The following is an 11,739-nucleotide window of genomic DNA, read 5'->3' as shown; positions in this document are numbered from 1 at the left end:
CTGTCCTTCATGGATGTCTGGGACGCGATGTGCCGCACGATCATGTCGGCGGGCTCGCGGCGCGGCGCGATGATGGCCACGATGCGCTGCGATCACCCCGATGTCGAACAGTTCATCACCGCCAAGCAGGACAGCGCCCGTCTGCGCATGTTCAACCTGTCGGTGCTGATCACCGATGATTTCATGGCCGCCGTCCGCGCCGATGGCCCCTGGGATCTGGTCTTCGAGGGGCGCGTCTATCGCACCGTGCAGGCGCTGGACCTGTGGAACCGGATCATGCAGGCGACCTATGATTTCGCCGAGCCGGGCGTGATCTTCATCGACCGCATCAACAGCGCCAACAACCTGTCCTATGTCGAGACCATCGCCGCCACCAACCCCTGCGGCGAGCAGCCGCTGCCCCCCTATGGCGCCTGCCTGCTGGGCTCGGTCAACCTCGCGCGGCTGGTGACCGACCCGTTCACCGATGGCGCCCGGCTGGACGCGCAGGGGCTGGACGATCTGGTCCGCACCGCCGTCCGCATGATGGACAACGTCGTCGATGCCTCGCGCTTTCCGCTGGAGGCGCAGGCGCTGGAGGCCCGCAACAAGCGCCGCATCGGCCTTGGCGTGACCGGTCTGGCCGACGCGCTGCTGATGCTGGGCCTGCGCTATGGCGCCGAGGATGCCGTTGAACAGACCCGCATCTGGATGAAGGCCATCGCGCGCGCCGCCTATCTGGCCTCGGTCGATCTGGCCCGCGAAAAGGGCGCCTTTCCGCTGTTTGATGCCGGGAAATACCTGGCCTCGGGCTTCATGTCGAAGATGGACGAGGATGTCCGCTGCGCGATCCGCGAACACGGTATCCGCAATGCGCTGCTGACCTCGATCGCGCCCACGGGCACGATCAGCCTCTATGCGGGCAATGTCTCCTCGGGGATCGAGCCGGTCTTTGCCTATGCCTATACCCGCAAGGTCCTGCAAAAAGACGGAAGCCGGACCGAGGAAGAGGTGGTCGATTACGCCGTCCAGATGTGGCGCGACCTGAAAGGTGACGCGCCCTTGCCCGATTATTTCGTGAATGCGCAGACGCTGGCGCCGCGCGACCATGTCGCCATGCAGGCGGCGGCGCAGGAATGGGTGGACAGCTCGATTTCCAAGACCATCAACTGCCCCGAGGATATTGATTTCGAAAGCTTCAAGGACGTCTACATGGCCGCATGGGATCTGGGCTGCAAGGGCTGCACCACCTATCGCCCCAACGCGGTCACCGGATCGGTCCTGTCCGTCAGCGAGACCACCGAAAAGACCCCCGAGGCCGACCGCGGCGCCGATGTCGTCTATCTGACCGAGCCGCTGGACCGCCCCGCAGCCCTTGAAGGCGCGACCTACAAGCTGAAATGGCCGGGTAGCGAGCATGCGATCTATATCACCATCAACGACATCGTGCAGGGGGGGCACCGTCGCCCGTTCGAGATCTTCATCAACTCCAAGAACATGGAGCATTACGCCTGGACCGTGGCCCTGACGCGAATGATCTCGGCCGTGTTCCGCCGGGGCGGCGATGTGTCTTTCGTGGTCGAGGAACTGAAAGCCGTGTTCGATCCGCGCGGCGGGGCATGGATGGCGGGCCGCTATGTCCCCTCGATCCTTGCGGCCATCGGCGGCGTGATCGAGCGGCACCTGATCGAAACGGGCTTTCTGGCCGGCGAGGGTCTGGGCCTCAAATCCGACCCCAAGGCCGAGGTCATGGCCATGGGCGAGGCCCCGCGCGGCCCGGCCTGCCCGGCCTGCGGCCAATACGGGCTGCGCATGGTCGAGGGCTGCATGACCTGCCCCAGCTGCGGCCATTCCAAATGTGGCTGAGTGCGCGGGGCGGGGTGGTGTTCGGGTCCTGACGTCCGTGGACATGTCTGCATGGTGGCCACCGGCAGCCCCCGGAGCCGCGTCGTTCTCGTCTCTCTCGGAGGGGGCCGCGATCTGATCTTCGCGCATCATCACCGCTTGCAGCCATGCCGGGCACAGTCATTCGCGGTCGGGATCGCCCCGGATCTCAGCCGTGATGGATGGTGACTGTCTTGACGCGGGTAAAGCCATACAGCGCCTCGAACCCTTTTTCGCGGCCATGACCGGACCTGCCCGTGCCGCCAAAGGGCAGTTCGACGCCGCCGCCTGCGCCGTAGTTGTTGATGAAGACCTGACCGCAATGCAGTTTCCGGGCCATCCGCATCTGGCGCGCCCCGTCCCGTGTCCACAGGCCCGCGACCAGACCGAAGTCGGTGCCATTGGCGATGCGCAGCGCCTCGGCCTCGTCCCCGAAGGGGATCAGCACCTGCACCGGGCCAAAGATTTCCTGCCGGGCAAGCGCGTGATCCGGCGGAACCTCCGAAAACAGGGTTGGTCTTACGAAATACCCGCCGGGTGAGGCGTCGGGGTGCAGCCGTCCCTGTGCGGCGGTGGTCAGCTCGCGCGTGCCGCAGTCGATGAAGCCTTGCACGATCTGCTGCTGCTTGCGTGACACGACCGGCCCCAGATCGTGGCAGTCCCGCGCGGGGCCGACGACCAGTCCGCGATAGATGTCGACCATCCGTCGCCTGACCTCGTCATAGATGCCCCGCTGGACCAGCACACGCGACGCGGCTGAACATGTCTGCCCGGCATTCTGCATGCAAGTCGCGACCAGAACCGGCATCGCCTGATCCAGATCGGCATCGTCAAAGACGATATGCGGGGATTTGCCACCCAGTTCCAGGGTGACGGGAACGACATTCTGTGCCGCAGCCTGCTGAATGCGCATGCCTGTCCCGACCGAGCCGGTGAAGGACAGGTGATGGATGCGCGGATGACCCGACAGGGCCGCGCCCACATCGGTGCCCAGCCCCGTGACGACGTTCAGAACACCCGCAGGCAGGCCCGCCTCGGCGGCGATCGCGGCAAAGACCAGTGACGACAGCGAGGCATCCTCGGCCGGCTTCAGCACCACGGTATTGCCTGCCGCCAGTGCCGCACCAACCGCACGCCCCAGGATCTGCATGGGATAGTTCCACGGAATGATGATCCCGCAGACGCCATGCGGCTCGCGCAGGGTATAGGCGGTGAAGCCGTCCTGATAGGGAATCGTCGTCCCCATCAGCTTGTCCGCCGCCCCGGCATAGAACTCCAGATAGCGCGCCAATGCGGTCGAATCCCGGCGCGACTGGTCCAGCGGCTTGCCGACATCCAGCGTCTCGATCATGGCCAGATCCTCGGCGCGGGCCAGCACCAGCGCGGACATCCGCATCAGGATGCGCCCGCGTTCCGTAGCGGTCATGCGGCCCCATTCGCCCTCCAGTGCGGCATTGGCCGCATCGACTGCGGCATCGACCCCGGCGGGGGTGCCCCGCCCGATCCGGCCGATGACCTCGCCCGTCGACGGGTCCTGAACGTCGATGATGCCGCCCCTGAGGGGGGTCACCCAGGCGCCATTCACAAAAATCCGGGTGGAATCGATCTGCATCAGTTGGTCGAGTGTCATGGGTGATCCTGTCGGGGCGTCCGGAATATCTGCGGCGGGCGCGGGCACCACATATTCGGGCGGCATCCGTGCGTTCTTCGTCTTGCCCGCCCGGCGCCCAGAGGCGAAGCTGCCCCCAAAGCGCGGGCAGGCCATCCTGAGCGCCCGCCGAATTCGAGGGGCAGATGGACGTGATGAAGGTGGGTATGGTGGGCGTCGGCCTGATGGGTCACGGGATTGCACGCAACGTGGTGTCCAAGGGCTGGCCGCTTGGCTTTCTGCATCATCCCGGCAACCAGCCCGATGACGATCTGATCGCGCTTGGCGCCGTCAGGGTTGCAGACCGTCCGCAACTGGCTGTTGGCAGCGATGTGATCGTCCTGTGTGTCTCGGGCTCGCCTCAGGTCGAGGATGTGCTGCTGGGCCAGGACGGGCTGCTGGGTGCGATCCGGCCCGGAACGGTGATCATCGACTGCTCGACCGCGATTCCCAGCTCGACCACGCGGCTGGCGGGTCTGACGCGCGCGGCGGGCGGGCTGTTCATGGATGCGGCGATGACACGCACCCCGGTCGAGGCTGAGCAGGGGCGGCTGAACCTGCTGGTCGGCGCCGATGACGAGCTGTTCACCCGGATGCGCCCGCTGCTGGCGACCTTTGCCGAGAATATCTTTCACGCGGGTGGTGTCGGCGCGGGCCATACGCTGAAACTGCTGCACAACTACGTCTCGATCGGCTGCGCGACCCTGCTGAGCGAGGCCGCGGCCTGCGCCCGCAAAAGCGGCATCTCCGACGCGGTGTTTACCGATGCGCTGGCCAAGGGTGGCGGCTATGGCGCGGCGCTGGACAGGATCGGCCCGTTCCTGCTGGAGGGCGACAATTCGGGGATGAAGTTCTCGGTCGCGAACGCCGCCAAGGATATCGCCTATTACCTGCGCCTGTCGCAGGACGTCGCCGCCGCGCATTACGCGGCCAGCGGCGTGGATGCGGCGCTGCGGTCCCTGTCCGGGGGGGGATTTGCTGACGGCTATCTGTCCGAGGCCGCCGCCTATTTCGGTGTGGATGCGGGGGGCGCGGCATCTGACACCGCCCCCTGATCCGAAGGCTTGCGCGCGGCTCACTTTGCGCGGCTCACTGTGCCATGAACGGCCACGGGCGTTGTGGCGGGGCGATCTGCTCCCACGCCCGCGCCGCGCGCAAGACGCCCAGATCGTCGAAACGGCGCCCGGCAATCTGCAGCCCGATGGGCACGCCCGCACGGTCATATCCGCAGGGCACCGAGATCGCGGGCTGCTCGCTGATATTGTAGGGCGCGGTAAAGCCGATATGCGCCATCGCCCGGCCGACATCGTTGTCGGCGGGATAGGCCCAGTCGGCGGGAAAGCTGACATTGGGTGAGACCGGCGACAGCATCAGGTCCAGATGCGCGGTCGCGGCGACGGTGCGCCGGTGAATCTCGACGGTGGCGGCATAGCTGCGAAAGACATCCTCGCCGGATTTGCCCAGACCCGATTCAGTCCATTCGCGGATCACCGGCAGCACGGCCTGGCGCTGCTGCGGGTCCAGCGCGCCGATGTCCAGCCCGGCACGGGTGCGCCAGAAATCGTCCAGCCCCTGCAAAAGCTGCGGCGTCATCCATGGGCGCAGGGTCTCGATGATCGCGCCGGCTTTCTCGAACAGGCGTGCGGCTTCGGCCACGGCCTCGTGAACCTGCGGATTGACCGCTATCCCGCAACCGGCATCCAGCTGCAGCCCGATCCGGAGGCCGCGCAGATCGAGGTCAAGGTCCAGCCAGTCGATCATGTCCGGCGGCAGGGCCATATGGTCGCGGTGGTCGGGCTGCGACAGCACCGCCATGGCAAGTGCCGCATCCTGCACGGTGCGCGTCATCGGCCCCGCCGCGCGACCCATGAAGGGCGGATCAATGGGCACGCGGCCAAGGCTGGGCTTCAGCCCGACCAGCCCGCACCATGCCGCAGGCAGCCGGACCGAGCCGCCGATATCCGTGCCCAGATGGATCGGACCGTAACCCGCCGCCCCGGCCACCCCCGCCCCCGCGCTTGAGCCGCCGGGGTTCATGTCGGTGTTCCACGGGTTGCGCGCCAGCCTGTGAAAGCTGGACAGCCCCGAGGACAGCATGCCGAAATCGGGCATGGTCGTGCGGCCCAGAAACACCGCCCCCGCCTCGCGCAGGCGGGCGGCGGGCGGCGCGTCGGCTGTGCGCGGGGTCATGTCGCTGACCGTGGTGCCCAGAGGCATCGGCACGCCTTTCGTGGCGATGTTCTCCTTGATCGTAACCGGCACCCCGTCCAGCGACACGCCGTTGGTCATGATCTGTGCGCCCTGCCGCCAGCGATCCTCGGCGGCCTGCGCGGCGGTCATGGCCAGATCGTGATCCACCGTCCACATGCCGTTCAGCTGCGGCTCGCAGCGGTCGATCTGCGCCAGCACATCGCGCGTCACCTCGACCGGCGACAGGCTGCCCTCGGCATAGCCCGCGATCATTTCGGCGGCGGTCAGTTCATTCAGTCCGGTCATCGGTCCCACTTTCCCCGTGTTCAGGTCTCAGGCGATCTGTGTCAGCAGCCCTGCCGCCAGACGCGCGCGCTCGGGCAGGCTGGCGATCTCGATATGTTCGTCCAGCGTGTGCAGGCCGCGGCCGCGCACGCCGATGGAATCCAGCGTCGGCACCCCCATGGCGCCGGTGAAATTCCCGTCCGAGCCGCCGCCCGCGCTGGCCGCAGTCAGGTCAAATCCGATCTGAGCCGACAATCCGCGCGCCAGATCATACAGCGCCATCGTGCCCGGCTGCGGTTCCCAGACCGGGCGGGTGACGCCGCGTGTCACGATAAAATCAACGCCTTTCTCGCAGCCTTGCAGGGCCAGCATGGCGGCGATGCCCCGGTCCAGATCCTCTTGCGTCTTGGCCATCGACAGCACCTCGGCCCGGCAGGTCGATGAGACGCAGTTCACCCATTGCCCGGCATGGATCACGCCCACGGAAAAGGTGCAGTCCTCGGTCGTCATCGCCTCGATCTGCAGAATGCGCCGGGCCATGGCCGCAATGGCCGAACGACCGTCTTTCAGCGCCCATCCGGCATGGCTGGGCCGCCCCTCGGTCAGCAGATCGAACCGCGCGATGGCATAGCGCCCGGTCACGGCGCCGCCGTCAGGGCGGGCGGGTTCGGGCACCAGAACGGCGCGCTGGCCACGGGCGGCATCCTCGATCAGGCCACGGGTGGCGGGGGTGCCGACCTCTTCATCGGGGGTGAACAGGAAGGTCACCGGCAGGGCCGTGGTCAGGCCCGCACGCCCGATCTGGCGCATCGCCTCAAGAAAGACGTAGTTGCCGCCCTTCATGTCCATGATGCCGGGGCCCCAGGCCAGACCGTCCTCGACCCGGAACGGCAACTTGTCCAGCGTGCCGATGGGATGAACCGTGTCCAGATGGCCCGACACGAGGATGCCCGGCTGGCCCTGACGGGCATGCGGAAACGTCGCCCGGATCGAGCTGCCAAAGCCGCCCATGGCGGGGATGGTGTCCACATGCGCCCCGATCGCCGACAGATCGCGCGCCGCCAGATCCATCATGCGGCTGACCGCGCCCGCATCCCAAGTCGGGCTTTCGCATTCCACCCAGGGGCGCAGGCCCGCCAGCATCTGACCGGCGTCGAACGGCAGGTTCAGCGCGCTCATGCCGCCACCTCCAGCGGCAGGCGGCGTTCGATCAGGCGGGCATAGATCGAGGCGCCGGTGGGCAGGACCCCTTCATCCAGCACAAAGCCCGGATTGTGCAGCGGCACGGTGCCGCCGTGGCCGACATTGCCATAGGCGCCGGGGATCAGCTGCAACATGTCGGCGAAATCCTCGGACCCGGTGACGGGCTGCTGGTCGCTGACATTTTCGGCGCCAAGGATGTCGGCGGCGGCCTGCGTCCACGCGTCCGACAGCGCGGCATCGTTCACCAGCACGTCAAAGATCTCGCGGAATTCGAGGGTGATGGTCATGTCATAGCCCTGTGCGGCACCCTCGCAGATTGCCTGCATCCGGGTCTGCATCAGGTCGCGGATCTCGGGTTTGAAGAACCGGACGGTGCCCGCCAGCGTGGCCGTTTCCGGCAGCACGTTATAGGCGCTGCCCGCATGGATCTGGGTCACCGACAGCACCGCCTGATCCAACGGCGCGACATTGCGGCCCAGAATGGTCTGGAACTGGCCCACAAGGCCTGAGGCCACCACCAGCGCATCGCGCGACTGCTGAGGCATCGCGGCATGGCTGCCCTTGCCGGTCACGGTGATGTCAAAGAACGACGCCCCCGCCATGGCCGCGCCCTTGCACAGCGTGGCGCGGCCCGGCTGGCCGTTGGGCTGGTTGTGCATGCCGTAGACCTCGTCCACCGGAAAGCGCCGGAACAGCCCGTCCGCGATCATCGCGCGGGCGCCGCCCAGACCCTCTTCGGCGGGCTGGAAGATGAGCACCGCGGTGCCGTCGAACTGGCGGCTGGCGGCCAGATATTGCGCCGCCCCCAGCAGCATCGTGGTGTGCCCGTCATGGCCGCAGGCATGCATCCTGCCCGGCTGGGTCGAGGCATGGGCCAGCCCGGTCGCCTCATGGATCGGCAGCGCGTCCATATCGGCGCGCAGGCCCACGCGGCGGTTGCCCTGACCCTTGCCCCGCAGGATGCCGACGACGCCGGTGCGGCCCACGCCCTCATGCACCTCGTCCACGCCCCATTCGCGCAGTTTGGCGGCGACGATGGCGGCGGTGCGGACCTCTTCCATGCCGATCTCGGGATGGGCATGAAGGTCGCGGAAGATGGCGGACAGGGCGGGGGCGTTGGCGTCGATCTCAGGCAGGTTCGGCATGGGGCACCTTGGGCATCTGTTGGAAGTTCTGGAAATCCCATGACCGGCCGGGGGCGGCGTCGATCAGGGCGCGGGTATAGGCATGGGCAGGGGCGGCCAGCACCTGCGCGGCAGCCCCGTGTTCGACCACGGCGCCGCGCTGCATCACGATCACCTCGTCGCAGATCTGGGCGGCGACGCGCAGATCGTGGGTGATGAAGACGATGGCAATGCCCAGATCGCGCTGCAGCTGGTCCAGCAGATCCAGCACCTGCGCCTGCACCGAGACATCCAGCGCCGAGACGGCCTCATCCGCCACCAGCACATCGGGGCGCATCATCACCGCCCGCGCGATCGCAATGCGCTGGCGCTGCCCGCCCGAGAACTGATGCGGATAGCGGGCCAGGGCGTCGGTGGGCAGTCCCACCACCTCCATCAGCCGCGCGGCCTCGGCCAGCGCTTCGCGGCGCGGGGTGCCATAGTTCAGCGGCCCCTCGATCAGGCTGTTGGCGATGGTCCAGCGCGGGTTCAGCGACCGCATCGGGTCCTGAAACACCACCTGCAGCTTTTTGCGGTGCGGGCGCAGGGCGCCCCGTGACAGTCCGGCAATGTCCGATCCGTCCAGCATGATCCGTCCCGAACTGGGGTCGATCAGCCGCATGATGCAGCGCGCCACGGTGGATTTGCCCGATCCGGATTCGCCCACGATCCCCAGCGTCTGGCCGCGCGACAGGGCGAAGCTGACATCTTTCGCCGCATGCGCCTGAGGCAGTTTCCGGAAGATGCCGCCGCCGCCATAGATCTTGTTCAGCCGCTCGACCCGCAGCACCGCATCGCCCGTGCCCGCCCGTGCCGCGCGGGGCGACAGGCTGGGCACCGCCCGCAGCAGCGCGCGGGTGTAATCGGCCTGCGGATCGCGCAGCAGTCTTTCGACCGGACCGTGCTCGACGATCTCGCCCTGTTTCATCACATAGACGGTGTCCGCGATCTCGGCCACGACGCCCATGTCATGGGTGATGAACAGAACCGCCGTGCCGTGATTGCGCTGCAATTCGTCGATCAGGGCCAGGATCTGCTTTTGCGTGGTCACGTCCAGCGCGGTCGTGGGCTCATCCGCGATCAGCAGCACCGGTTCCAGCACCAGCGCCATGGCGATCATGATCCGCTGGCGCTGTCCGCCCGACAGCTGATGCGGATATGAAGCAAAGATGCGCGGCACGTCGGGCAGATGCACCTGCTCCATGATCGCCAATGCGCGGGCGCGGCGTTCTGCGGCGGGCAGGTCTGTGTGCAGCTCCATCACCTCCATGATCTGATCGCCGACGCGCAGGACCGGGTTCAGCGCGGTCATCGGTTCCTGAAAGATCATCGCCACGCGGGCGGCGCGCAGTTCGCGCATCTGCGCCTGTGTCAGCGGCAGCAGGTCGCGGCCCTGCAGCGCGATGGTGCCGGATGCCACCTTCAGCGCGTCGGGCAGAAGCCCCATGATCGCCAGCGATGTGACCGATTTGCCCGACCCGGATTCGCCCACCAGACAGACCGTTTCCGATGCACGGATGGTCACGTCGATGGATTTCAGCACCTGCGGATTGCCCGGTGTCTCGGGCAGGCTGACGGTCAGGTCGCGGGCCTGCAGCACCACGGGCGCGTCGTCGAAATTGCGTGTCTTGAACAGCATGGCCTTACCCCGCCCGTTTCTTCAGCCGCGGGTCCAGCATGTCGCGTGCCGTGTCGCCCAGAAGGTTGATCGACAGGATGCACAGCGACAGCGCGATACCGGGATACAGGATCAGATCCGGCTTGATGCGAAAGAACATCCGCCCCTCGGCCATGATATTGCCCCATGTGGGGGTCTCGGTGCTGACCCCCGCGCCAAGAAACGACAGGATCGCCTCGGTCAGGATGGCCGAGGCCAGAATATAGGTGCCCTGCACGATCAGCGGCGCCAGCGTATTGGGCACCAGATGCCGGGTCAGGATCTTGCGCATCGGCGTGCCAAGGGCGATGGCGGCCTCGACATAGGGCTCTTCGCGCGCGGACAGGATCACGGCGCGGACCAGACGCACGACGCGGGGGATCTCGGGGATGGTGATCGCGGCGATGACCGATCCGACCGAGGGGCCGTTCAGCGCCACCAGCGCAATCGCCAGCAGGATCGAGGGGATCGCCATCAGCGCATCCATCATCCGCATGATGATCGCATCCGCCGTGCGGAAGAACCCCGCGATCATGCCGATCACCAGCCCCAGCAGGACCGAGACCACGGCAGTGGCAATGCCGATCATCAGTGACAGCTGCCCGCCGATCAGCACCCGGCTGAAAATGTCGCGGCCATAGTTGTCGGTGCCAAGCGGGTGGCCCTCGATCGGCCCCTGCAGGCGCACCATGGGGTTCATGGTCAGCGGATCATGCGGCGCGATCCACTGGGCCAGCAGGGTCATCACGACGATCACGGCCAGCACCACGGCGGCGATCTTGCTGCCAAAGCCCAGATGCGGCAGGCGCAATGCCCGCAGAACCGGCTGCATCGCCGAGGCAGGAGGAGGGGTCGGGGCCATCAGTAACGGATCCTCGGGTCAAAGAAGCTGTAGCTGAGGTCGATCAGCAGGTTCACCATCACATAGAGAAAGCTGGTCAGCAGGATCATCGCCTGAATGACCGGATAGTCGCGGGCCAGGATGGCATCGACGGTCAGCCGCCCGATGCCGGGGATGTTGAACACGGTCTCGGTCACCACGACGCCGCCGATCAGCAGCGCAAAGCCCGATCCGATCACGGTCAGGATCGGCACGGCGGCGTTCTTCAGTGCGTGGCGGAACAGGACGGTGCGTTCGGGGGCGCCCTTGGCGCGGGCGGTGCGGATGTAATCTTCGCCCAGCACCTCCAGCATGTTGGCGCGCGTCATCCGTGCGATCAGCGCGATATAGATCGTGCTCAGCGTCAGCGCGGGCAGGAAGGCGTTGGACAGAAACGCGCCCAGACCCCGGCTGATGGGCGCATAGCCCTGCACCGGGAACCAGCCCAGTTTCAGCGAAAAGATCAGGATGAAGATATATCCGATCACAAAGACCGGCACCGAAAAGCCCAGCACCGAGAAGGTCATCACCGCGTAATCGGCGGCGCTGCGATGCTTCCACGCGGCCAGCACGCCCATCGGAACGGCCATCGCCACCGACATGATGATGGTCAGGATCGCGATGGAAAAGGTCGGCCCGATCCGGTCCGCCACCATGGCTGAGACCGGCGTGTTCGAGATCAGCGAGACCCCCAGATCACCGCGCAGCAACTGGCCCACCCATGTCACGAACTGGATATGCAGCGGCTGGTTCAGGCCCATCGCCTCGCGGATACGCTCCAGCTGCGCAGGCGTGGCCATATCGCCCGCGATGATCGCCGCCGGATCGCCCGGCGTCAGGCGCAACAGCA

The 11,739-nt window shown here is 66.7% G+C and carries 9 protein-coding genes; 2 read left to right on the top strand and 7 right to left on the bottom strand.

Annotated elements, in window-relative coordinates:
- Nucleotides 1–1,845 (top strand): adenosylcobalamin-dependent ribonucleoside-diphosphate reductase (locus ACK41U_RS18135; RefSeq protein ID WP_409683322.1); only part of this gene is annotated, 1,845 nt, incomplete at its 5' end.
- Nucleotides 1,846–2,032: 187 nt separating this feature from the next.
- Here ACK41U_RS18135 and ACK41U_RS18130 read toward each other — a convergent pair.
- Entirely contained in the window at nucleotides 2,033–3,493 is a 1,461-nt protein-coding gene (locus ACK41U_RS18130) for an aldehyde dehydrogenase family protein (RefSeq protein ID WP_409683319.1), read from the bottom strand.
- A 164-nt stretch (nucleotides 3,494–3,657) separates the two neighbouring features.
- On the opposite strand from ACK41U_RS18130, the gene ACK41U_RS18125 reads away from it, so the two are divergent.
- Nucleotides 3,658–4,566: an NAD(P)-dependent oxidoreductase gene (locus ACK41U_RS18125; protein WP_409683316.1), complete on the top strand. Its 909-nt coding sequence runs from the start codon at nucleotides 3,658–3,660 to the stop codon at nucleotides 4,564–4,566.
- Nucleotides 4,567–4,600: 34 nt separating this feature from the next.
- Here the strand turns inward: ACK41U_RS18125 and ACK41U_RS18120 are convergent, their stop codons facing one another.
- The 6 genes from ACK41U_RS18120 to ACK41U_RS18095 all read right to left on the bottom strand — a co-directional run.
- Nucleotides 4,601–6,007 carry an amidase gene (locus ACK41U_RS18120; protein WP_409683313.1) on the bottom strand — a complete coding sequence of 469 codons (1,407 nt, stop codon included), beginning with the start codon at nucleotides 6,005–6,007 and terminating at the stop codon, nucleotides 4,601–4,603.
- 27 nt (nucleotides 6,008–6,034) lie between these two features.
- A complete protein-coding gene (locus ACK41U_RS18115; protein WP_409683310.1) occupies nucleotides 6,035–7,165 on the bottom strand; it encodes a M20/M25/M40 family metallo-hydrolase in 1,131 nt (376 codons plus the stop codon).
- Nucleotides 7,162–8,334, bottom strand: coding sequence for a M20 aminoacylase family protein (locus ACK41U_RS18110; RefSeq protein ID WP_409683307.1), 1,173 nt, complete (start codon nucleotides 8,332–8,334; stop codon nucleotides 7,162–7,164). Before ACK41U_RS18110 ends, ACK41U_RS18115 begins: the two co-directional genes overlap by 4 nt.
- The gene (locus tag ACK41U_RS18105) at nucleotides 8,318–9,991 is read right to left on the bottom strand and encodes a dipeptide ABC transporter ATP-binding protein (protein ID WP_409683304.1); all 1,674 of its coding nucleotides are present in this window, start codon (nucleotides 9,989–9,991) and stop codon (nucleotides 8,318–8,320) included. The genes ACK41U_RS18110 and ACK41U_RS18105 overlap by 17 nt, the downstream gene beginning before the upstream one ends.
- A 4-nt stretch (nucleotides 9,992–9,995) precedes the next feature.
- Nucleotides 9,996–10,871, bottom strand: a complete 876-nt coding sequence (locus ACK41U_RS18100; RefSeq protein ID WP_409683301.1) for an ABC transporter permease — start codon at nucleotides 10,869–10,871, stop codon at nucleotides 9,996–9,998.
- Nucleotides 10,871–11,739 (bottom strand): ABC transporter permease (locus ACK41U_RS18095; protein WP_409683299.1); only part of this gene is annotated, 869 nt, incomplete at its 5' end. The genes ACK41U_RS18095 and ACK41U_RS18100, both read right to left, overlap by 1 nt.

The organism is Paracoccus sp. (in: a-proteobacteria), from assembly GCF_046289755.1.
GTDB lineage: Bacteria > Pseudomonadota > Alphaproteobacteria > Rhodobacterales > Rhodobacteraceae > Paracoccus.
Note: the sequence above shows the minus strand (reverse complement) of the source record. Positions and strands in the feature narration are given on the sequence as shown.

Coding starts and splice junctions, on each gene's coding strand:
- ACK41U_RS18115 (WP_409683310.1), bottom strand. CDS start 7,165: ATGAGCGCGCTGAACCTGCCGTTCGACGCCGGTCAGATGCTGGCGGGC.
- ACK41U_RS18105 (WP_409683304.1), bottom strand. CDS start 9,991: ATGCTGTTCAAGACACGCAATTTCGACGACGCGCCCGTGGTGCTGCAG.
- ACK41U_RS18125 (WP_409683316.1), top strand. CDS start 3,658: ATGGACGTGATGAAGGTGGGTATGGTGGGCGTCGGCCTGATGGGTCAC.
- ACK41U_RS18130 (WP_409683319.1), bottom strand. CDS start 3,493: ATGACACTCGACCAACTGATGCAGATCGATTCCACCCGGATTTTTGTG.
- ACK41U_RS18110 (WP_409683307.1), bottom strand. CDS start 8,334: ATGCCGAACCTGCCTGAGATCGACGCCAACGCCCCCGCCCTGTCCGCC.
- ACK41U_RS18100 (WP_409683301.1), bottom strand. CDS start 10,871: ATGGCCCCGACCCCTCCTCCTGCCTCGGCGATGCAGCCGGTTCTGCGG.
- ACK41U_RS18120 (WP_409683313.1), bottom strand. CDS start 6,007: ATGACCGGACTGAATGAACTGACCGCCGCCGAAATGATCGCGGGCTAT.